We start from the raw sequence: 21,671 nt of genomic DNA on the forward strand, positions 1-21,671 counted from the left end.
TTAAATTTATTACATATCAAAAATATCAATTTGGGTTAATGCTATTTCTTTTATTTCTCCATTTCTAAGAATACTATTAATTCTTGCCTTAATTTCTGCTTTTATTTGACTTTCATTCTTTATTTCCTGACCAGTCCTTTGGCTAAAATATTCTCTAATAATATCCTTTAAGCGCACTTTTTGTCTTCCAAGCTCATTAAGAATATTAACATTATTCTCTGCATACCCTAAAGCAAGCTTTACAACAAAAGTTTTTGGAGGAACATCTAAAGTGTTACCTCTAATCTCATCTATACTCTCATACCATATAAGCATAGGTGGCTTTCCTAAGTATTCATTAGAAAAAACTGGAAAATCACTAGGAGCTCCACTTTGGCTTACCACCATTTTAGATACAAAATAAGAAACAATTATCATTATTGCAACAGTAAATATTCCTATTGCAAGTATCTGTAAAATTTTTATTATAATATCAGGCAACAAACCACCTTTTCTGCTAGCATTAGAATCCCCCATATCTAAATTTTCATCGTCCTTATTAGGCATAAAAAATTCCTCCTATTAATTTCTTCTTTACAGTTAAAAAGAATTATCTACTGCTTAATTTCCTTAGGGAAACTTAAAGATGCATCCGTAGTAATTAATATATCAATTCTTCTATTATAAGCTCTACCCTCAGGGGTGTCGTCTGTTGCAATAGGCCTACTTCCGCCAAAACCAGATACTTCAAACTTATTTTCAATGCTTTTAACATTAGATTGATCCAAATAGTTCAAAATATGTTCTAGCATATTAACAGATCTAGCAACCGAAAGATCCCAATTGCTTTTCCAAGGTCCATTTACATCAGTATCAATATTGTCTGTATGCCCTTCGATTTTAAAATTATAACCTCTAGAACTTAAAGCACCAATAAAAGATGCTATTTTTTGAATAGAATCTCTATTCTCTTCAAGCTTAACATCTGCACTAGCAGAATCAAAAAATGCATCTGCTGCAAGAGATATCACAATCCCTCTTTCTTCCTGTCTAACTATAATATTTTTAGACTGAATTTTTTCAATAAATTCAATCATAGATTTATTTTTAGCAGTTTGAGATGCTTGTTTATTGCGCACAGTAGAAGGCAAAGACATAAAACTATTGCTCAAATAAGATAGTTTACTAAAATCTAAAGTTTTACCACCTTTAAAAAATCCCGCACCTGTGAAAGAAGCAGACATTATCCTTATCACATTTTCTTGAAAAATAATATCATTTAATGAAAACATTGTAACAAAAAACACAAGCAGTAAAGTAACCATGTCTCCATAAGTCAACATATAATCTGGAGATCCTTCATCACATTTTGAAGGTTTTTTAATTCGCAAAGCCATTATTCACCCCCAATGCTACTACTAAGCTGACTTCGATCTTTGGGAGTTAAAAACGTCATTAATTTTTGCTCTAAAATTCTAGGATTATCTCCAGACTGAATTGATAAAACACCCTCAATTATCATTGTCTTTGCCGCAGCTTCCTCAGAATCAATTTTTTCTAACTTAAGTTGGACAGGAGTAAACATTAAATTTGCCATTATGGTTCCATAAAGAGTTGTAATAAGAGCAACAGCCATAGAAGAACCAAGCGCAGACTTATCTTCTAGATTTCCAAGAAGAGCTACAAGCCCAATAAGGGTGCCCGTCATTCCAAAAGCTGGAGCAAGCTTTGCCCAAGTTTTAAAAAGATCTGAACCAACCTTATGTCTTTCTTGCATTTGATCAAGCTCTAAATAAAGCATAGTTCTAATTACCTCAGGATCTGCACCATCAACAACAAGCCTCATTCCTGACTTAAAAAATGGGTCATTAATTTGCTCAAGTTCATCATCAAGAGATAAAAGACCTTCTTTTCTAGCCTTTTCTGAAAGCTCTACTAATATTTTTATAATAGAAATCTTAGCATATGAATTTCTTCTAAAGAAAAATCCCAAATACGTTGGAATTTTTTTTACAGCAACAACTTCTGAAGAAGCCATAAGAGCAGAAAAAGATCCAACAACAGTAATAAAAACAGAACTTAAATCCCAAAAAACACCAAGTCCTGTAGGAGTAAATGCCATAGAAATTAAAATAGCTCCAAATCCAACTCCCCACCCAATTATACTAGCTAAATTCATAATTCAACGCTCCCATTTCCTTCTCCTAAAATTTTTTCAAAAGAAGCAACTTCTTTTCTATATAACTTAATCCTATTGACCACCTCTTCAACTTTTTCTTTTACAATTAACTTCTTACCATTCATAAGAAGAATTGTAGTATCAGGATTAGCCTCAATACTTTCAATATGATAAGGATTTAAATAATATCCATCACCATTAAGCTTAGTTACAAAAATCATATGTTTAAAAACAATCTTAGATTAATTTTTCAATCTTACAAGTTCTTGCAATAATTGATCAGAAGTAGTAATAGTTTTAGCATTTGCCTGAAATCCTCTTTGGGTCACTATCATATCTGTAAACTGCTCTGCAAGATCAACATTAGCCATTTCTAAAACACCAGATCTAATATCACCAAGTCCAGCAAGTCCAGTTTCGCCTATTCTAACTTGACCTGAATTGCTTGTTTCTACAAAATTAGTATCTCCTGATTTTGCAAGTCCTCCGGGATTCATAAAAGAAGCAAGAGCAATCTTACCAAGATCTCGTCTTATGCCATTTGAATAAATTCCAACTATAACGCCATTTTGATCAATTTCATAATTTTCCATATATCCCATGCCATATCCATCTTGAATAATAGCCTTTGTGCTACTAGAATCAGCAAACTGAGTTATTGAATCGGTGTAGCTTCCAACTGTTCCCAATTTCAAATTTACAGTTTGTTGCTCACCAACTTCACCTACATTTGCGCCCAAAACATTAAATGTTATAGGAATTTGAAGAATATCTCCTTTTTGACCTGGTTGACCATTTAAAGACGCCAATGCTCCTTCATTGTCAAACCCAAGTGTAAAATTTGAATTTTGCTCACCATTTATTAACACTGTTGCATTCCATAAATTAGGAGTATTTAAATCTTTTACAACCCTAAGTTCAAGAACACTAACATTTCCAAAACTATCATACAATGACTTATTAACAACCCAAGTTCCACGCGCAATATCTGCAGGACTTGCGCCTTCTTGAATTAAGGGCAATCTCTTATCAAGATTACAGGCAAAAGTAACGTTTTTAGTAGCTTTTGCCCCCTCTTTATCTCCAATCGGAATAATCAAATCCTCAATATCAGAGGCTGTATTAATAACCTTTTCACCTTCTAAATCTCTTGCCATCCAGCCTTGAATTCGCATTCCATTTGCAGGGTTTACAAGATGTCGATCAGAGTCCACATCAAAAGCACCGGCTCTTGTATAAAACAAATTTTTACCTTCTTTTAAAATAAAAAATCCATTGCCACTAACCCCAAGATCAGATACTTTTTGAGTACTTTGAAAAGCTCCTTGGGTGTGAATAGTATCAATTGATGCAACATTCATGCCTAATCCAACTTGCTTAGGATTAGTCCCACCACGAGCATCAGTAGGGCGAGAAGCTCCAGAAATAGACTGCGATATCATATCCTGAAAATTTACTCTTCCCTTTTTAAAACCAATTGTATTTACATTTGCAATATTGTTACCAACAACATCCATTCTTGTTTGATGATTCTGAAGACCAGAAACACCAGAATATAAAGACCTCATCATATAATTACTCCTCCAAACCTACCGATAATATGTTTTTATACACATAATAATTACCATTAACCATAACTTGAGGTATTGCGCCTGTCTTAATGTTTGTGACACGACCTTCAACAATCTCCCCATCACCATGCTGAAATTTAATTACTTTACCTAATAAATCCAAATCTTTTCTTATTCCTAAAGAAGATGAAAGTTGTTCAAATGATTTACTCATATTAGTCATTTGCTCAAGAGCCGAAAATTGCGCCATTTGAGCAATAAATTCTTTATCCTTCATTGGATTTGTAGGGTCTTGATACCTAAGCTGAGTAATGAGCAATTTTAAAAAATCATCTTTGCCAAGATTAACCTTATTAGATATATTATCAACATTAAAATCTGTTTTTTTTTTAACTTTGCTACTAATATTTAAATTAGAAACATTTTCAACACCGTTCATTTTATTCATTTAACTCCACCCTCTAAATAATTAAATTAACATTTTTATCTACATCATAAGAAAATTCAACTTCTTCTTCAATTTGAAAAAATTTACTATAACCAAAATAGGAATTTTGATCCTTAGAGTCATCTTTAAAATCTTTAGAAAAAGAATTTAAATTCTCACCCGCAAGAAAAAGATTTAAGCTAGCATTAAAACCACTCTCACCAAGCATTTTATTTAATGAATGCATATTTTGATCAAAAAGCATTTTAACATTTTGATTATCCACTACGATCTTTCCCAATAAATTATTATTTGAATCAAGGTTTAAATTAATTCGTATACTACCAAGCTCTTTGGGCTTTAAAACCAACTTAATCTCTCCTGTATTATTCGATTTTAACACAACTTTAGCTTTATCCACAATATTTTTATTAATCTTAAGATTCCATTCTGGCTTTAAACTGCTGACAAAATCAAAACTATCAACCTCTTTAGAGTTTTTTATGTTATAATTAGCAAATTCTTCAACAAAGCCTTTTAAAGAATCGTTTGATATTTCTTTAACTTTATACCTATCAACAAAATTTTGACCATCAATTGCATTTAAGCTAAACTTTGAAAAAACAAAATCATTATGATCACCATTATTCTTTTTAAAATTTTTCACATCAATGTTAATAACATTCTTTTCTTCCTTTTTATCATTCAAGCTTATATGATTATAATAATCATCAATCAAAGCAGTTAAAAAATCAAACCCCAAAAAAGAACTCAAATCATTAAAAGCCAAACAAAGTCTTTCGATTTTTTCAAAAAATTTTTCTTTGCCTAAAAAATCAAAATTAGATGATAAACTTTCTTTAATGCTATTTAAACCTTCAAAATCTAAAAAAACACTCATTCTAGCAATCAAGGATTTCAAATCGGAAACAAAAGCCTCATTTTCAAGTTTTTTTATAAAAAAGGATTTATTTAAAGGTGATTTTTTTAAATTTTTAGCAATAAGTCCATTATCTTTAAAAAAATTAAAAAAATCAAATATCATAAATTTTGCCTTAGCTAATTTTTTAGATTCAGAAGACATAATATTTAAAAAAGAAATCGAATTCTCTCTAGATTCCACTTTAGAAACATTTAAATTTAATCCTTTAATTGCATTCAAAAGATTTAATTTGTTACCATAAGCTTTACTTAAATTTAATAAACTACTCATATAAACACTACTCCAATGAACTAACAGACATTTTTCTAATCAATATAGCAGCTTTTTTAGAATCCATAAGAGATAACCAATAAGGAACAATTGATAGACGGCCTTCTTTTTTAGAAAGCTCTTCAATTTTCCGCATATAAGATATTGCAAGCTCAGGATTTAAATCCTCAAGCCGCTTAACAGCATCCTCTGGTGGCATATTCATTAAATATACAGCTGTTTGCAAAATATTTGCTTCCTCATCATTATATTTATTTATAATGTCATCTATTACCTTTTGTTTTAAATCGAGATCTTTCTGTTTTTGCTTAAGCTCAAATTCAAGCTTATTTAAGCTGTCTTCTTTTAACTTTAGATCTTCTTTAAGCTTTTCAATCTGCTGATTCTTAATATCAATAGCTTCTCTTTCCTTCACAAGTCTAGCCTCATCAAGAATTATATTAGAATTATGATCAAAGACTAGAGAAGTTTCTCCTAAAAACTTAGTTCTTACAAACTCAGGAAAATATCTTTTAGTATTATACATTCCAATAAAATCAATAAAGAATAATACAAATAAAAATAAAATAACAATTAAAAATAACAAAAAAAATGCCCTAAAAAAAAACGATAAAAAACTATTCACTTTCATTCCTCAAATTTTGGCAAACTTTATAATTTACATGCTCATCTAGCAGCAAGCTTTCTTTTTTTTCTCTATTTTTAATTATAGAATTATTTAAAGTTTTTATTAATGTTTTAATCTTTTTTTCTTCCCGATATTTATCCACATAAATATCATAACACTCGTTATAATGCTTTCTAAGCTCTTCAAGAATTTTAAAATTTTGAGTTTTTTTATAATTTAAACAGTCCATATAACCTCTTATGTAAAGATTATCAAAACTATTCAAGTTTTTTAAAAGATTAGGAATTCCATCTGAAAATTGATTTATTTTTGAAATTTTTTTATTTATACTCATTAAGTCTCTCTCGCTTAGCTTTCGAAAGTGAGTTCTAATCGTTAATATTCTATTAAGCTTTTGTTTTCTAAAGTTTAAATCATTCAAGATAATATTTCCCTTATTTTATCTTCTAAATTTTCAAAATCAAATGTTTCATTTATTCCTTGAGAAATAAAATCAATAATCTTAGGATACTTTGAAATTGCAAAATCAACATCCTTATTGGATCCTTTAAGATAAATTCCTGTTCTAATAAGATCTTCATAATCTTTATAAACAGACAATAAATTTCTAGCCTTCATTATTAATTTTTGTTTTTCTAAACTTATTATTCTATGAATAGATCTTGAAGTTGAACTTAAAATATTTATTGAAGGATAAATCCCCCTGTCAAACAAATCTCTGTCTAAAATAATATGACCATCCAAAACAGCCTTAATATTATCAGCTACAGGCTCTGTAAAATCATCCCCCTCAACAAGAACAGTATAAAATCCAGTAACACTTCCCCCATTACCATTAAAGCCTGATCTCTCAAGCAAAATTGGAATTTCAACAAAAACAGAAGGTGGATAACCTTTGGCTACCGGAGGCTCTCCTAAAGAAAGAGACATCTCTCTTTTAGCATTTGCAAACCTGGTAATAGAATCAAAAAGCAAAACCACATCTTTACCTTGCCCCCTAAAGTATTCTGCTATCATGGTAGCAACATAAGCTCCCTTATACCTTGATATGGGCGATTCATCAGAAGTTGAAACAACTAAAACACTTTTTTTTAAACGCTCTTCACCAAGTTCATGTTCAATAAACTCATTAAGCTCTCGACCTCTTTCCCCAATAAAAGCGATAACGTTTACATCTGCATTTGAATTTTTTGCAATCATGCCAAGCAAAGTAGATTTGCCAACGCCAGAACCAGAAAAAATACCAACTCTTTGCCCTTTTGCGACTGGCAAAAACCCGTCAAGAACTTTAACTCCTGTTAATATTTGCTCTTCAAAAATACTTCTATTAATTGGATTAATTTTTTCAAAAATTAACTCTTTATAACTATTGTTCAAAAATGACCCTTTATTATCAATAGGTCTGCCAAGAGAATCAATAACTCTTCCTAAAAGCTCATCACTAAGATTTATTTCTAGCCCTTTGTTTAAAGAATAGACTTTATTTCCAACTTCAATCCCATCAAATCCTTCATAAGCCATAAGGCTAACATAAGGACCATTAAACCCCAAAACCTCAGCACATACCTTTTTATCATTTCTTTGATCAATTAAACACAAATCTCCAATAGCACACTGAGGCCCCAAACTTTCAACTAAAAGACCTTTTATTTTTTGTACTCTGCCAACAAAAGAAACAGTTTCAATATCATCTACTTGTTTTAAATAATTTTCAAAAAAATTGCTCACTAAAATTCCTTTAGATACTTAACTTAATAACGAAAAATTTTTGAACTTTTCCTCTATTTTATCAAGTTGAGAAGAAATGCGCGCATCAATCTCTCCAAAATTAGTTTCAATTATACAACCACCTTTGCCTATGTTGGGATCTTCTATGATCTCTAAATTTTCTATAATATCAAATCTAGAAATAAAATCACTCTTTTTATGTCTAACAATATCTAAATCATCAAGATTTACGCGAATGGTAATCTGTGTTTTATCTTTTACCCTTTTTAAAACCTCATTAACATTTTCCAAGACAATATCTTTTTGAGAATCTGTGATTCTCTTAATAACCTTAATTGCAATTTGCATAACAAGACTTACTATCTGAGCACTCGAGGATTCAAGAATACTTTTCCTTTCTGCAATCAGAGATGCTATTATAGCATGCAATTTCCTCATAACTTTATCAAAATCTTCAAAACCACTTTCATAACCTTTACTGTATCCTTCTTCCCTGCCTTTAGCTGTTGCTGTCTCAAGATCTGTTTTTAATTTTTCCTCATACTCTCTTGCCAATCTTTCAATCTCAGCATTAGATTCAGCCTCAATAGATTCTTTCTTATAAATAGCCTCTCTTTGCAAAAGATCTGCTTCTTGCTTAGCTGCCTCTAATACTTCATTAGCCTTTACCTTGGCTTCTTCAATAAGCCGCTTGGATTCAATTTGAACTTCCTCTTTGGCAAGTTCTTGCCTTTTGGCAAGCTCTTCCTCAAGTCGTAATTTTTCATCTCTTAAAAGTTGCAACTCTTCTTTAAGAGTGGCGATTTGACTGTCTATGTCGTAAACCTTGCCTTCCTTCTCCTTGATTTCCAGAGATTCAAAAACAGGCTTTGCTATCTCAACAAACTCAAACTTTACCAAATTATCAACTTCTGATGATTTATATAAAACCTTAGGCAAACAAAACTCCTTTATCAGACAAGCACATCTTCCTCACCCCCTCTTGAAATAACTATTTCTCCCTGTTCTTCTAATTTTCTAATAAGAGAAACAATTTTTTGCTGGGATTCCTCAACATCTTTTCGCCTAGTAGGTCCCAAAAATTCCATATCCTCCTTAAGCATTGAAGCTGCTCTTTTTGACATATTTTTGAAAATTTTTTCTTGGACAGGAATATCTACAGATTTTAAAGCTTTTGCTAACTCTTGACCATCTATTTCTCTTAAAACCCTTTGTATAGATCTGTCATCAAGCAAAACTATATCCTCAAATACAAACATTTTCTTCTTAATCTCTTCTGCAAGCTCTGGATCTTCTTCTTCAAGAGATTCAATAATAAACTTCTCTGTCTTTCTATCAGCCATATTGATTATCTCAACAACATTATCAACTCCTCCTGCTGATGTGTAATCTTCTGAAGAAAGAGAAGCCAATTTTTTCTCAAGAACTCTCTCAACCTCTCTTACAACCTCTGGAGAAGTTCTATCCATTAATGCAATTCTTCTTGCAACATTAGTTTGTACCTCTGTGGGCAAACTAGAGAGAATAAAAGAAGCCTTTTGGGGATCAAGATATGAAAGTATTAAAGCAATTGTTTGCGGATGTTCTTGTTGGATAAAGTTTAAAATATTTGCAGGATCTGCTCTTCTAACAAATTCAAAAGGTCTAGACTGTAAAGCAGAACCCAAATTATTAATAATATCAACTGCCTTTTGAGTTCCAAGAGATTTTTCAAGAAGCTCTCTTGCATAATCAATTCCACCCTTTTGAATAAATTCTTGAGCCATCATTAATTCTTTAAACTCTAAAAGAACATTATCTTTAAGCTCAGAAGTAATTGTCTCAAGTTTTGCTATCTCAAATGTCAAAGACTCTATCTCTTCTTGAGAAAGATACTTAAACACTTTAGAAGAGATTTCAGAACCTATTGAAACCAATAAAATAGCGGCTTTTTGCTTACCTGTTAAAGCAGAAACATCCAAAATCTCCTTTTCTTTTTTTTCTTCCATATCAATTACTACCTTTTACGCGTTTTTCAAAAGCCATGTTCTTATAAGCTTAGCAACATCTTCTGGCTTTTCTCTAGCTAAAAGCTCAGCATTACTTTGAAGCTCATCGCCCTCTCTAACCCCACCAACAACATCGTCAACGCCAATATCTTCACCACCATCCATTAAAGCTTGTTGACGCCTTAAATGCGCTTGCTTTGCTAATTCCTCTTCTCTAAGACGTCTTCGCCTTTCAAGCTCTCTAGAAATAGCAAAAAATATCGTAAATACTAAAATTAATAATGAAAATACTATACTTGCAATAAATAAAAAATATTTAAACCTTTCACTTGCAAAATAATTTTCATCTATTTCTCTAAATTCATTCATGCGATCAAAAGATATATTTCTAACTGTTATTGAATCACCTCTTTCTGGCTTATATTCAAAAGAACTTTGCAAAACATCTTCAATATTTTTTATTTCTTCTAATGCCATAGGCTTATATTCTCTTTTTCTCATTCCATTTTCTATTACGAAATCTCCCTTCTCATCATACACAAAATTCCAAATACCATCCACGAAAATACCAAGAGAAACACCTACAATCCTAGCGGGCTCTTTTTCACTTGTAGATTTTTTTTCATTTAAAGCAACATTTTTGATTTCTTGAGACTCATTATATTTACCAGTAATATCACTTAAATCTTGATATTCAGGAGGAGTATTGCCTTCCTGCCCAGGAGGCCCCCACGGACTATATCCTTGACCCTGATATTCTTTTTTTTGAGTCTGAGAAGATATAATAGTTGAATCGCTTACTTTTCTAGTGTTATAAGAAACTTTTGGATCTTGGGATTGAAGCTCAATAGGAGCATATTCTTTAGACTCTGTAGTTTCTTTTGAGGTGTCAAGTTTTACATTTACTCTAGCTATCATAAATCTATCAACAGACAAAACCTTGCTTAATGCAGAATCGATTTCACCCCTAAGCATAGCTTCATACTTAAGCTTTAACTTGCGCTCTTTTTCTGCCAAGTCTATTCTATCTATCCCATCTAAATTAGAAAAATCATTTAAAATAGTTCCACTATTATCAACAATAGCAATATTATCGGATTCAAGACCTTCAATGGCATACTGAATAAGCTTAACAAGTCCTTCAACTTTTTTTCTATTGGTAATAATATCAGAACCAGGTCTTGGGGTAATTCTAACAGATGCCTTAACAGGCTCTTGAGACTCTTTAAAAAGAGCTTTCTCGGGCATAACAAGATTCACACTAACAGCATCAACATCATCTAAAGCTACAATATGCTGTTCAACCGCCCTTGTAATAGATCTTCTAAGATTAATGCTTCTTTCAAAATCAGTAATAGTCCACCTATCAATATCAAACAAAGCCCATGGATCCATATGAACGGGCACAAGTTCTTCTCTGACAAGAATTGCTCTCATTTTTTTTGCAAGCTTTTCATCATCTAAATAAATTCTTCCATCGGAACTCAAAAAATACTTAACATTTTCTCTATCAAGTCTTTGCGATATCCTATCTAAGAGATATTGATCTTTAATTTCAACTCCAAAAAGAACAATACTTTGGCTTTTAGTAGAAAAACTTATTAAAAAAACAAGCGCAAGAATCACAAAAAAAATAATCAATCCTAAGGCTATTTTCTGAACCGTACTAGCTTTTTTGAAGATTCCTTTTGCTGAAACAAAAAAATTAGTAAAAAAATTGCTCAAAATTTTATGGCTCCTTAACGAATGTTGATTATATCTTGATAAGCCTTCACACCTCTCTCAACAACGGCCTTTAAAATGCTTAAATTCATATTCGCCCTAGACATCGCTATTACAACATCATGAACATCAATGCTACTGGGCCTAAGAACAGCTTGTTCTATAACTTTAGAAACATTTAATTGGCTTTTGTTGACATCAGTAATCGAATTTATTAAAACATCCTTAAAAGTTCTAATATCATTATCTTTGGCATTACTTTTAGAACTAAAAAGATTCACATCAAAATGCAAAGAATTTTTTTTAGCCAAATTAATATTATTCTCTTTTAAAAAAGCATCAGTTCTCAACAATGATCTCTCCTTTAGCCTTGAAGTATAGCTAATGCGCTTCTAAACATAGACTTACTACTATTGATGACAGTAGAATTTGCCTCATAAGCACGAGAAGCTGAAATCATATCTACCATTTCTTCAACTAAATTAACATTAGGAAGCTCTACATAGCCTTTTTTATCTCCAGAACTTATTGAATCGGGATGAGTTGGATCATATTTTAACTTCAATGGAGATTTATCTTTTTCAATGCTAGCAACCCTAACTCCTTGGCCAATACCATTATCAAGATAATCTGGAATAAAAGGCCCTTTCCAATAAGGATTATTAACCCTTGGTTCAAAAATAATCCTTTGCTTTCTATAAGGTCCACCATCAGGGGTCCTAGAAGTAGAAACATTTGCAATATTATTAGAAATAACATCAATCCTCAACCTTTGTGCTGTCAATCCTGTTGAAGCTACGTTAATACTTGAAAACAATCCCATTTTATATTCCTTAAGATATTAATTTATTTTAATACAATATTTATACTTTTAAAATAATGCGCCTGAACATTAGTCATAAGATGATACATCATTTGGTTTTGTACAAGCGCCTTAATCTCAGAATCAATATCAACATTATTGCCATTATTATTCATAGTTGAAAGATGGTCAAGAACTCTGTGAGGCTTGACATCTGAATACTTTAGATTTTTAAGTCCAGACAAATGCTTATCGCTAGACTTAGTTAAGCTTAGATCATTTTTATCTTTATTTAAAAAAGCTTTTTCAAACTCTGACTCAAAAGAAATTTTGCTTCTTTTAAAATTTGGAGTATCTACATTTGCTATATTATCAGAAATAACGCTTTGTCTTAAGCTTAGAACATCTAAATACCTATGTGAAAAATCTACAGATCTTTCAAAATCATTCAAATTAAAACCCCCCTCTGTTTAAAATTGCTTTTAACTAAATTATATAATAATTTAAATCTTTTTGTTCGTTAATTTGTATTTTTTTATTAACATAGTCCAAGTTTATTTCAAATTTCTTTAACTTACTACCAGGCACTTCAAAAAAAAGATCTGCAAGCACTCTTTCCATAACGCCGTGAAGTCTTCTGGCGCCAAGATTTTCATTCTCAAGATTCATATTAAAAGTAAGCTCTGCAATTCTATCTATAGCCTCTTCGCTAAACTTTAAATCCAAATTATAAACCTTAAACATAGCAACATATTGCTTTATTAAAGAATTTTTTGTTTGTTTTAAAATTTTTTTCAAATCATCTATGCTTAGACTCTTAAGCTCAACCTTAATCGGAAATCGTCCTTGAAGCTCAGGTATTAAATCAGAAGGTTTAGCCAAATTAAATGCCCCTGCTGCAATAAATAAAATATGAGAAGTATCAACTATTCCATATTTTGTATTAACTTTAGAACCTTCAATAATTGGCAAAATATCTCTTTGAACACCTTCTCTGGACACATCATTGCCGCTCCTATTCTTAGCAGCTATTTTATCGATCTCATCAATAAAAATAATTCCCATATTTTCAACTTTAGATTTTGCAATATCTGAAATGTTTTCGTGATCGACCAATTTCTCAAGCTCTTCTGCTAATATTATTTCCTTTGCCTTTTTAATCTTCAATTCTCTTTTCTTTTTTCTATCAAATATATTACCCAGCAAACCGCCAATTCCCATATCAATCTCTTCAAAATTACCACCTGTAAATATTTCTATTGTAGAAAATGGCATTTTACTAGAAATTTGTATTTCAATAGTAGTATCATCAAGCTCACCCGCTCTAAGCTTTTTTCTAAGCTTCTCTTTTACCTTTTCTTCCGCCTTTATTTCATTTGAATCCATATTCTCAGAATTACTAGATCCCTTAAAAAGACTCTCAACTATTCTCTCCTCTGTTCTTACCAAGGCATCATCTCTTACAGTGCTATACATCTCTTCTTTTACCATATTAACTGCAATTCCCATTAAATCTCTAACCATAGATTCAACATCACGACCAACATAACCAACCTCAGTATATTTTGTAGCCTCAACTTTAATAAAAGGGGCTTTAATTAATTTAGAAAGTCTTCTTGCAATCTCGGTCTTTCCAATACCAGTTGACCCAATCATAATAATGTTTTTAGGCATTACCTCATCTTTTATTTCTTTGGGAAGCCTGGACCTTATATATCTGTTAACAAGAGCAATTGATACTAATTTTTTAGCTTCGTCTTGGCCTATTATATATTTATCAAGTTCTGCAACTACATCTTTGGGAACTATATAGTGCTCTTCTAATTTATTCATTTTCAATCTCCTCAAGCACAATATTAGAATTAGTATATATACATACTCTTGCTGCTATTTTTAAAGATCTAAGTGCAACCTCAAAAGCACTTAATTTTTTATTCTCCATGTAAGCAAGAGCTGCTGAATATGCATAATTACCACCACTTCCAATTGAAATAACGTCCTCTTCAGGCTCAACAACATCACCGGTACCAGAAATTAAAAGAATATTGCTAGAATCAGCAACAAGCATCATAGCCTCAAGCTTATGCAGTATTTTGTCAGAACGCCAATCTTTTGCAAGGTCAACAGCAGCCCTTTTAATATCAATCAAACCATCACCTTTTGCTTTGATTTTTTCTTCAAATTTTTCAAAAAGAGTAATTGCATCAGATGTTGAGCCTGCAAATCCTGCCAAAATTTTCCCATTAAGCAATTTACGTATTTTAATAGCATTACTCTTTAAAACAGTATGTCCAAAAGTTACTTGTCCATCTGCTGCCACCACAGTCTTACCATTTTTTTTTATTGCAATAACTGTGGTTCCTTTAAAACCCATATTACCCCCTATTTATATACCTCTTTTAAAAGTTCTCCAATAAGAATATCAGATACATTTTTACAATCACAACACTCTTTAGGATCATCTTCAATATTATTAGAATCTACATATTTAATATTTAATAAAGCATAAAGATCCTTAATGGTTTTTATCTCTTGAGCACCAAAACTATGCAATTTTACGGCTCCAACACCACAAAAATCTAAATCATAAACATAAATGTCAAGTCCCAAGTCAAGACCAAGTTCAGCTGTAATTAAAGCTCCTGATTTTAAGGGCTCATAAGTTATAAAAATAGCATCAGACAGACCTGAGACCAATCTATTTCTTTTGGCAAAAAAATAATTTTGAATTTTATCAAATGGCAAAGTCTCAGTAATTATTCCTCCACCTTGTTCTAAAAGCTTGAAAACATATTTTCGATTTTGCTTAGGATAAATATTATCAATATCTGTTGGAATAACAGCAAATGTCCTCTTATTCTCATTTATTGCTCCTATATGAGCTTCAATATCGGCACCAATTGCAAATTCAGAAACAATCTCTACACCATTTTTTGCAAGATGTGAAGAAAATTCTCTTGTTATCTCAGCAAGAGCTTTACTAATTTTTCTAGAACCAACAACGGCCCAAGACAATGAAGAATAATTTGGTAAATTACCTTTGTAGTAAATAGCAAAAGGAGGGTCATAAATTCTTTTAAGTTTATTAGGATAAAACTTAGACCCCAGAATAGCAACTTTGGCCTTTGTCCTTCGAATAACTTTTTCTTGCAATTCTACTAATTTTAGATCGGGCAACCTAAACAATCTTCTAAATGATTTTAGAAAATAAGACTCAATATCCTTTTGAGTTAATTTAATAATATTATTAAAATTAAAATTATTAAAAAGTTTTAATTTTTCTTTGCCTTTTAAAAATTTCAAATTATCAACATAAAGCAATTTCATCATAAATAATTACTTCAAATTACTCATGATCTTAGAAACACTTTCTTTTTGCTCTTCAGTTGAAGCCTTTTTACTAGCTTTATCGTAAAACAATATAGCATTACCAAGATCACCTAGCGAATAATAATTTGCACCTCTTAACATGAAAAACTCAAAATAATCCTCACCCATATCATCAAGTTTATTTAAATAATTTTTAGCTTCAAGCTGTTTGTCAAGATCATATACATACATATTAGAAATGGCAAAAAGGGAATCTTTAAAATCATCTCTAATTGAAAGTGATTTTAAAAAAGAATTCTCAGCAAGAATTATGTATTTTTCAACTTCATCTTTTACTCTTAAATTTTTAGCTAAATTATAAGAAGCAACGCCTATATAAAAATGAGACAAATAATTATTGGGGTTGATTTCTAAATTTTTAGCAAAATATTCAATAGCAGGTCCGTACTGGCCAAGCTTAAAAAATTCAAGACCAATCAAATTAAAAAATCTTGCTTTCTTATCGATAGAATTAACTATCTTTAAAATATTTTTATCTTCTTTTTCAATAAATTCCTTATAAACTTCAATCTTAGATTCAGATCCACCGCCTGAAATTTCCAATTCTCTTAATCTAAGCCCAAGATTTGATTTTTCTTTAGATTCACTACCACAAGATAAAAATAAATTAACAAAAATTATTAACGACAAAATTTTCATCTAATCATCGCTACTTTTTTTATTTAAATTTCTAAGAAATGTTGGAACATCAATGTCATCATCAAAATAATTAACATTTTTAGACTTAGCTGCAAAAGAAGAATCTTGTTGCTCATAAGATCCAGAAGGAATATTTTGATTGCCTGACATTAAGGTATCAAACTCTTTAGAGCTTAAAGTATTATTTTCTGGCGCACCAGATATTTCTTTTTGCTTTTTAGATGCAAAACCTGTAGCAACAACTGTAACGTAAATCTCATCTTCAAGATTTGAGTTAATAGCATGGCCATATATTACAGTAGCCTCATCATCAACACTAACCGTAATTATACCCATAATCTCTTCAAGTTCAAGCAATGAAAAATCATCTCCACCAGTAACATTAACAAGAAGTCCTTTAGACCCTTCAATACGAACTTCTTCAAGTAGTGGATTGCTAATAGCAGAAGTTGCAGCATCAACAGCTCTGTTTTCGCCCTTGCCATATCCAATTCCCATTAAGGCATCGCCTTGACCTTGCATAATGCTTTTAACATCAGCAAAATCAATATTAACCTCTCCGTGCTCAATAATAAGTCCTGCAATACCTTGAACACCCATTCTAAGAACATCATCTGCACGCTTAAAAGCATCTTTAATGGTGGTCCTTTTATCAACAACAGTTAAAAGCTTTTGATTTGGAATAATAATCAATGTATCTACGGACTTCCTTAAGTTATTTATTCCTTGTTCAGCAAGTCTCAACTTCTTAGGACCCTCAAACTTAAAAGGCTTTGTTACAACTCCAACTGTTAAAATACCAAGCTCTTTTGCAACTTGCGCAATAACAGGAGCAGCCCCGGTCCCTGTACCACCTCCCATACCAGCAGTAATAAACACCATATCAGCACCAGAAAGATGGTTGCGTATAACATCTATATCTTCCTCTGCCGCAGCTTGCCCAATCTCAGGCTTTCCTCCAGCACCAAGCCCTGCTGTAACCTTTGCTCCAAGGGCAATTTTTATGGGAGCAATAGAGGTTTGGAGAGCCTGAAGATCAGTATTAGCCACAATAAATTCAACATCTCTTACTCCATATTCAATCATACGATTAACAGCATTACTACCTCCTCCTCCCGCACCAATCACCTTAAGAATTGTAGGATTTGTAGTAGAATCAAATCTTCTTGTATGGCTATCAATCATATTATAATCTTTCATTAACACTTCCTCCATGATTGGTCAAAACCATTCTTTCAAAAACCAACCTTTCAACTTTGAAGATATTTTATTTTTTCTTTTAACTTTACTGCTTACCTTCTTTAATTTATTGAATTTTTGTTGCTCGTGCTTATAAAGAACAAGACCAAGAGCTGAAGAAAACTTAGGATCTATGTGCTCTTCTCCAATTCCATTAATACTCATTGGTAAACCTATTCTTGCAGGATAATTAAATACTTCTTCTATTAAATTAGAAATACCTGGGAATAAAGCTCCTCCACCCGTTAAAACTATCCCACCATTAATTTTATTATAAAGTCCGCGCTTAAGTATTTCCGCTCTCATCATTTCAAAGATTTCTCTTAATCTTGAATTAATTATTATAGACAACTCCTTTCTGCTTTTCTCTTGAGGAGGTCGAGTTCCAAGATTTGGAATAATTACAGTTTCCATTTGACTCTCAAGAACAGATGGATGAGCAATGCCAGCTGTTATTTTAATATTTTCAGCAACATCCTCAGGAACCTTCCAAACTTGCGCAATATCAAGAGTCACTCTATTAACACCAATAGGAATTACACCTGTATAATAAGGAGAACCGTCAATATAAAGAATAATATCTGTTGTCCCTTTGCCCATATCAATAAACAAAACACCCATCTCGCGCTCTTCTTTAGAAAGAGTTGCATAAGATGAAGCCAAACTTCCAAGAACAACCTCATCAACAGCAAAGCCTGCTCGATTTACGCATCTGACTAAATTCTGACTAGAAGAACTAGAACCCGTAATAATATGCACCTCTCCTTCAAGGCGAATGCCCATCATGTCTATTGGGTTTTTTATATGGGGTATTCCATCTACAATAAATTCTTGAGGAATAACATGAAGAATTTCTCTATCCATTGGAATAACAATTGCCTTTGCTGCTTCGATTACCCTATCAACATCTTCTTCGTTAATCTCTCTTGTTTTTGAATTTATTGCAACAACACCACGTGAATTAGTCCCCTCAACACTACTTCCAGACATAGAAACTGAAAGTGATGTAATGTCACATCCTGAGATGAGCTCTGCTGCCTCAATAGAATTGGATATTGAATCAAGAGCCGCTTCAATATTTATTAGAACTCCCTTTCTAACTCCTCTTGATATACTAGTGCCTATTCCAACTATTTCTAATTGATCATTTAAATTTACCTCAGCAACAACAGTACAAATTTTTGAAGTTCCAACATCTAAACCTACTATCAAATTCCTAGACACTAGCTTTCTCCTAACAAAATGATATCACCACTTCTTAAATCTATAACGCCGGGTTTTCCTTTAAGTAAATTAACTGCAAGAAACATTTTATGCATCACATCCATTAAATCCATATCAACTGTTATCAATATTTTATTATATATACTTTTAATATACAAAATTACATTATAATCATAGAAATTCAATTTTAAAAAATTCACCTCTGATATTAAATTATACAAATATTTTTGATTTATTTTAAGATAATCAAGGCCTCTTAAAACATTAAGCATTCTATTTTCTAGAAAATCTCCTACATTATTGTCATTTAAAACTAATCCGCTAATTATAGGTAAATCATAAATTAAATACTTACTTTTTTCCAAAATTACACCATCTGATGCAATATAATAATAAGTAATATTACCATTTACGTTTTCTAAAGCAACAGCAACCGGTATTCTTTTTTCTATTTTAATATTGATTTTATTGGGAAACTTAAGATTAACTTTAACATTCTTTACCCTTAAATCTCTTTTAAGATTCTCCTCATATATTCTAACATTAGCATTATAATAATATGTATTGGGCTTGATTCCCGAAATCTTGATTACATCCTCTTTAGAAAGAGAAATATCATTATTGATACTAATATACCTAATTAAAAAATAAGGAGACGCAAAAATAATAATTATTATTTCAAAAAAAATTAAAGAAGTTGAAAAATATATATACTTAATTAAAAATTTTCTCTCAAAAATCATAAACTAACCCAATCTACATTGCTAGAAAAACCCAATCAATTATTACTTAAGTTTTTTGAAACATTTGAAATAAGACCAGAAAGTGCCATGGTAACAATAATAGAAGATCCTCCAGATGAAAAAAACGGCAAATTTATCCCAGTGGGAGGCAAAAGACCAATTGCAATTAAAATATTCATTATGCTTTGAAGAAAAATTGCAAGACTTGAAATAAATGCAATAAAAAATTTAAATCTGCTATTAGAATGAATAGCTATTTCATAGCCAAGATAAAAAAACGAAAAAAATAAGCTTATGGCAAACAAAACACCTAAAAACCCCAATTCTTCTCCAAGAACTGAAAAAATAAAATCAGAATTAGCCTCTGGCAGTTTCCCAAGTTTTATCTCTCCCATTCCCAGACCTTTGCCTAAAATTCCTCCACTTTTTAAAGCATTAAGAGATGCTATTATTTGGTAACCTTTACCAGAAGGATCCTCGTAAGGATTGAGAAAAGCAAAAATTCTAGAAACTCTATAAGGTTCAAGCATTAAAAATATAGCAGAAACTGGCAAAAAAGTAATCACAATAGCAAAAACATAACTAAATGCCATATTAGAAACAAACAAAACAATAAAAAAAAGAATAGCAAAATAAATAGCTGTTGAATAATCGTTTTGCAAAATTATTAACACCCAAAAAATTGCAAAAATTAACATTGGCTTTAACCAGTATGCAATACTATTGTTTTTTCTTGGGTCAAATTTACTCAAATAAGCTGAAAGATAAATGGTAAAAGATATTTTAAAAATTTCAGAAGGTTGAATACTGATACCTTGAAAAAATATCCATCTCTTTGCCCCAGAAATACTTGGAGATAAAAAAGTTGCCATAATTAAAAAAAGAGTTATAATCAATACAGGAAATATTGATTTTTTTAAAAAATTTAAAGAAATTCTCTCAAAAACAAGAAAAACTATAAAACTTAAAAAAAGATAATTAAGTCTTGTAAAAAATAAAAAATTTGGATTACCTGTCAATTCTAAGCTTAAGAAAAAGGAAGAAGTATAAAAAACTACAAGCCCGTAGGCTGCTAATAGTAGCAAAACAAGCAAATAACATGTCCTAAGTGAACTTATATCTATAACCATAATAAATTATCTGATTTTTATCGTACTTAAAGCAATTATAGCAAATATTAGCCCTATTATCCAAAATCTAATAACAACTTGCATTTCAGACCACCCAAGTTCTTCAAAATGATGGTGAAGTGGAGCCATTTTAAATACTCTTTTTTTGGTCTTTTTGTAAACCAGGACCTGAATAATTACAGACATAGTTTCAATAATAAAAACACCTGCAAGAATTGAAAAAAGTATTTCACTTTTTAAAATCAAAGCCGCCATTCCAAGAATGGCACCCAGAGCCAGACTACCTGTATCTCCCATCATAATTTTAGCAGGATAGGCATTAAACCATAAAAATCCAAAACTACCCCCAAGCAAAGCCCCAAGAAATATTACAAGCTCTTCAGAGCCTTTAATATTTGGAATATACAAATAGGCTGCAAAATCAGCCCTGCTTGTAAGATAAGCGATTATTATTAAAGCTCCTGTTATAACTATACTCAATCCAATTGCAAGCCCATCAAGCCCATCTGTTAAATTAAAAGAATTAGAAGCAGAAATTAAAATAAACATGCCAAAAGGAATGTAAAACAACCCCAAATCTATTTGAAAAGACTTAATAAAAGGAAAATAGATTATACTAACATGCTCGCTACCAAAATAATATAAAATGCCAACAGAAATAAAAGAAAATATTATTTGTCCATAAATTTTAAATCGAGCCTTAAGTCCATCTGAGGTTTTATTTTTGATTTTTAAAAAATCATCTATAAATCCCAAAAAAGCAAATCCAAGCATAACAAAAACCATAATCAAAAAATAAACATTTAAAATATTGCTCCAAAATACTAAAGAGATAAAAACACAAAAAAAAATAAGAATGCCTCCCATGGTAGGAATTCCTGCTTTTTCACTCAAATGTCTTTTAGGGCCATCTTCTCTTAAAATCTGATCGGCCCTTAATTTTTTTAACCTTAAAATAACATAAGGACCTACAATCAAAGAAAGTAAAAATGCAAAAATTGTAGCATAAGCCATTCTAAAGGTAATATATTTGAGTAAGCGCAAACCTAAAAGGTAAAACATAAAAACC

At 31.2% G+C, this 21,671-nt stretch carries 25 protein-coding genes; all 25 read right to left on the bottom strand.

Going from position 1 to position 21,671, the window contains the following annotated elements:
• Window positions 1–9: 9 nt before the first annotated feature.
• The 25 genes from fliL to mraY are packed head-to-tail and all read right to left on the bottom strand — an operon-like array spanning window position 10 to window position 21,664.
• Entirely contained in the window at window positions 10–546 is a 537-nt protein-coding gene (fliL, locus tag Bmayo_RS01390) for a flagellar basal body-associated protein FliL (protein ID WP_075551980.1), read from the bottom strand.
• 47 nt (window positions 547–593) lie between these two features.
• A complete protein-coding gene (motB, locus tag Bmayo_RS01395; RefSeq protein WP_075551981.1) occupies window positions 594–1,376 on the bottom strand; it encodes a flagellar motor protein MotB in 783 nt (260 codons plus the stop codon).
• The gene (locus Bmayo_RS01400; RefSeq protein WP_075551982.1) at window positions 1,376–2,158 is read right to left on the bottom strand and encodes a motility protein A; all 783 of its coding nucleotides are present in this window, start codon (window positions 2,156–2,158) and stop codon (window positions 1,376–1,378) included. The genes motB and Bmayo_RS01400 overlap by 1 nt, the downstream gene beginning before the upstream one ends.
• On the bottom strand, window positions 2,155–2,379 hold the full coding sequence (locus Bmayo_RS01405) for a flagellar FlbD family protein (RefSeq protein WP_075551983.1): 225 nt from the start codon (window positions 2,377–2,379) through the stop codon (window positions 2,155–2,157). The genes Bmayo_RS01400 and Bmayo_RS01405 overlap by 4 nt, the downstream gene beginning before the upstream one ends.
• 21 nt (window positions 2,380–2,400) lie before the next feature.
• Window positions 2,401–3,729 carry a flagellar hook protein FlgE gene (flgE, locus tag Bmayo_RS01410; protein WP_075551984.1) on the bottom strand — a complete coding sequence of 443 codons (1,329 nt, stop codon included), beginning with the start codon at window positions 3,727–3,729 and terminating at the stop codon, window positions 2,401–2,403.
• Window positions 3,730–3,733: 4 nt separating this feature from the next.
• A complete protein-coding gene (flgD, locus tag Bmayo_RS01415) occupies window positions 3,734–4,177 on the bottom strand; it encodes a flagellar hook assembly protein FlgD (RefSeq protein ID WP_075551985.1) in 444 nt (147 codons plus the stop codon).
• Window positions 4,178–4,190: 13 nt separating this feature from the next.
• Window positions 4,191–5,369, bottom strand: coding sequence for a flagellar hook-length control protein FliK (locus tag Bmayo_RS01420; protein ID WP_075551986.1), 1,179 nt, complete (start codon window positions 5,367–5,369; stop codon window positions 4,191–4,193).
• Between the two features lie 7 nt (window positions 5,370–5,376).
• Complete coding sequence (locus Bmayo_RS01425; RefSeq protein WP_075551987.1) at window positions 5,377–5,994, bottom strand: periplasmic-type flagellar collar protein FlbB; 618 nt, start codon at window positions 5,992–5,994, stop codon at window positions 5,377–5,379.
• The gene (locus Bmayo_RS01430; RefSeq protein ID WP_075551988.1) at window positions 5,987–6,418 is read right to left on the bottom strand and encodes a flagellar FliJ family protein; all 432 of its coding nucleotides are present in this window, start codon (window positions 6,416–6,418) and stop codon (window positions 5,987–5,989) included. The genes Bmayo_RS01425 and Bmayo_RS01430 overlap by 8 nt, the downstream gene beginning before the upstream one ends.
• Window positions 6,415–7,725 carry a flagellar protein export ATPase FliI gene (gene fliI, locus Bmayo_RS01435; protein WP_075551989.1) on the bottom strand — a complete coding sequence of 437 codons (1,311 nt, stop codon included), beginning with the start codon at window positions 7,723–7,725 and terminating at the stop codon, window positions 6,415–6,417. The genes Bmayo_RS01430 and fliI overlap by 4 nt, the downstream gene beginning before the upstream one ends.
• An 18-nt stretch (window positions 7,726–7,743) precedes the next feature.
• Window positions 7,744–8,664, bottom strand: a complete 921-nt coding sequence (fliH, locus tag Bmayo_RS01440) for a flagellar assembly protein FliH (protein WP_075551990.1) — start codon at window positions 8,662–8,664, stop codon at window positions 7,744–7,746.
• Between the two features lie 14 nt (window positions 8,665–8,678).
• Window positions 8,679–9,713 (bottom strand): flagellar motor switch protein FliG, encoded by a 1,035-nt coding sequence (gene fliG, locus Bmayo_RS01445; protein ID WP_002556889.1) that lies wholly within the window; start codon window positions 9,711–9,713, stop codon window positions 8,679–8,681.
• 15 nt (window positions 9,714–9,728) lie between these two features.
• Window positions 9,729–11,438, bottom strand: coding sequence for a flagellar basal-body MS-ring/collar protein FliF (fliF, locus tag Bmayo_RS01450; protein WP_075551991.1), 1,710 nt, complete (start codon window positions 11,436–11,438; stop codon window positions 9,729–9,731).
• A 14-nt stretch (window positions 11,439–11,452) separates the two neighbouring features.
• Entirely contained in the window at window positions 11,453–11,788 is a 336-nt protein-coding gene (fliE, locus tag Bmayo_RS01455; RefSeq protein ID WP_145924582.1) for a flagellar hook-basal body complex protein FliE, read from the bottom strand.
• An 11-nt stretch (window positions 11,789–11,799) separates the two neighbouring features.
• Window positions 11,800–12,258: a flagellar basal body rod protein FlgC gene (flgC, locus tag Bmayo_RS01460; RefSeq protein ID WP_075551992.1), complete on the bottom strand. Its 459-nt coding sequence runs from the start codon at window positions 12,256–12,258 to the stop codon at window positions 11,800–11,802.
• Window positions 12,259–12,281: 23 nt separating this feature from the next.
• The gene (gene flgB / locus Bmayo_RS01465; protein ID WP_075551993.1) at window positions 12,282–12,689 is read right to left on the bottom strand and encodes a flagellar basal body rod protein FlgB; all 408 of its coding nucleotides are present in this window, start codon (window positions 12,687–12,689) and stop codon (window positions 12,282–12,284) included.
• Between the two features lie 34 nt (window positions 12,690–12,723).
• On the bottom strand, window positions 12,724–14,070 hold the full coding sequence (gene hslU / locus Bmayo_RS01470; protein WP_075551994.1) for an ATP-dependent protease ATPase subunit HslU: 1,347 nt from the start codon (window positions 14,068–14,070) through the stop codon (window positions 12,724–12,726).
• A complete protein-coding gene (gene hslV / locus Bmayo_RS01475; RefSeq protein WP_075551995.1) occupies window positions 14,063–14,611 on the bottom strand; it encodes an ATP-dependent protease subunit HslV in 549 nt (182 codons plus the stop codon). The genes hslU and hslV overlap by 8 nt, the downstream gene beginning before the upstream one ends.
• An 8-nt stretch (window positions 14,612–14,619) precedes the next feature.
• Window positions 14,620–15,564: a DNA-processing protein DprA gene (gene dprA, locus Bmayo_RS01480; protein WP_075551996.1), complete on the bottom strand. Its 945-nt coding sequence runs from the start codon at window positions 15,562–15,564 to the stop codon at window positions 14,620–14,622.
• Between the two features lie 9 nt (window positions 15,565–15,573).
• Window positions 15,574–16,266 carry a tetratricopeptide repeat protein gene (locus Bmayo_RS01485; protein ID WP_075551997.1) on the bottom strand — a complete coding sequence of 231 codons (693 nt, stop codon included), beginning with the start codon at window positions 16,264–16,266 and terminating at the stop codon, window positions 15,574–15,576.
• A complete protein-coding gene (ftsZ, locus tag Bmayo_RS01490; RefSeq protein ID WP_075551998.1) occupies window positions 16,267–17,466 on the bottom strand; it encodes a cell division protein FtsZ in 1,200 nt (399 codons plus the stop codon).
• Between the two features lie 21 nt (window positions 17,467–17,487).
• Window positions 17,488–18,729 carry a cell division protein FtsA gene (gene ftsA / locus Bmayo_RS01495; RefSeq protein WP_075551999.1) on the bottom strand — a complete coding sequence of 414 codons (1,242 nt, stop codon included), beginning with the start codon at window positions 18,727–18,729 and terminating at the stop codon, window positions 17,488–17,490.
• Complete coding sequence (locus tag Bmayo_RS01500; protein WP_075552000.1) at window positions 18,729–19,472, bottom strand: cell division protein FtsQ/DivIB; 744 nt, start codon at window positions 19,470–19,472, stop codon at window positions 18,729–18,731. The genes ftsA and Bmayo_RS01500 overlap by 1 nt, the downstream gene beginning before the upstream one ends.
• 35 nt (window positions 19,473–19,507) lie before the next feature.
• Window positions 19,508–20,566, bottom strand: a complete 1,059-nt coding sequence (ftsW, locus tag Bmayo_RS01505; protein WP_145924604.1) for a putative lipid II flippase FtsW — start codon at window positions 20,564–20,566, stop codon at window positions 19,508–19,510.
• Between the two features lie 42 nt (window positions 20,567–20,608).
• Window positions 20,609–21,664, bottom strand: a complete 1,056-nt coding sequence (gene mraY / locus Bmayo_RS01510) for a phospho-N-acetylmuramoyl-pentapeptide-transferase (protein ID WP_075552002.1) — start codon at window positions 21,662–21,664, stop codon at window positions 20,609–20,611.
• Window positions 21,665–21,671 lie beyond the last annotated feature (7 nt).

This window comes from Borreliella mayonii, assembly GCF_001945665.1.
In the GTDB taxonomy this organism is placed as follows: domain Bacteria; phylum Spirochaetota; class Spirochaetia; order Borreliales; family Borreliaceae; genus Borreliella; species Borreliella mayonii.

Excerpts from the sequence above, each read along its gene's own strand:
- fliL (WP_075551980.1), bottom strand. The coding sequence starts at position 546 with ATGCCTAATAAGGACGATGAAAATTTAGATATGGGGGATTCTAATGCT.
- motB (WP_075551981.1), bottom strand. The coding sequence starts at position 1,376 with ATGGCTTTGCGAATTAAAAAACCTTCAAAATGTGATGAAGGATCTCCA.
- Bmayo_RS01400 (WP_075551982.1), bottom strand. The coding sequence starts at position 2,158 with ATGAATTTAGCTAGTATAATTGGGTGGGGAGTTGGATTTGGAGCTATT.
- Bmayo_RS01405 (WP_075551983.1), bottom strand. The coding sequence starts at position 2,379 with ATGATTTTTGTAACTAAGCTTAATGGTGATGGATATTATTTAAATCCT.
- flgE (WP_075551984.1), bottom strand. The coding sequence starts at position 3,729 with ATGATGAGGTCTTTATATTCTGGTGTTTCTGGTCTTCAGAATCATCAA.
- flgD (WP_075551985.1), bottom strand. The coding sequence starts at position 4,177 with ATGAATAAAATGAACGGTGTTGAAAATGTTTCTAATTTAAATATTAGT.
- Bmayo_RS01420 (WP_075551986.1), bottom strand. The coding sequence starts at position 5,369 with ATGAGTAGTTTATTAAATTTAAGTAAAGCTTATGGTAACAAATTAAAT.
- fliG (WP_002556889.1), bottom strand. The coding sequence starts at position 9,713 with ATGGAAGAAAAAAAAGAAAAGGAGATTTTGGATGTTTCTGCTTTAACA.
- flgC (WP_075551992.1), bottom strand. The coding sequence starts at position 12,258 with ATGGGATTGTTTTCAAGTATTAACGTAGCTTCAACAGGATTGACAGCA.
- hslU (WP_075551994.1), bottom strand. The coding sequence starts at position 14,070 with ATGAATAAATTAGAAGAGCACTATATAGTTCCCAAAGATGTAGTTGCA.
- hslV (WP_075551995.1), bottom strand. The coding sequence starts at position 14,611 with ATGGGTTTTAAAGGAACCACAGTTATTGCAATAAAAAAAAATGGTAAG.
- dprA (WP_075551996.1), bottom strand. The coding sequence starts at position 15,564 with ATGAAATTGCTTTATGTTGATAATTTGAAATTTTTAAAAGGCAAAGAA.
- Bmayo_RS01485 (WP_075551997.1), bottom strand. The coding sequence starts at position 16,266 with ATGAAAATTTTGTCGTTAATAATTTTTGTTAATTTATTTTTATCTTGT.
- ftsZ (WP_075551998.1), bottom strand. The coding sequence starts at position 17,466 with ATGAAAGATTATAATATGATTGATAGCCATACAAGAAGATTTGATTCT.
- Bmayo_RS01500 (WP_075552000.1), bottom strand. The coding sequence starts at position 19,472 with ATGATTTTTGAGAGAAAATTTTTAATTAAGTATATATATTTTTCAACT.
- mraY (WP_075552002.1), bottom strand. The coding sequence starts at position 21,664 with ATGTTTTACCTTTTAGGTTTGCGCTTACTCAAATATATTACCTTTAGA.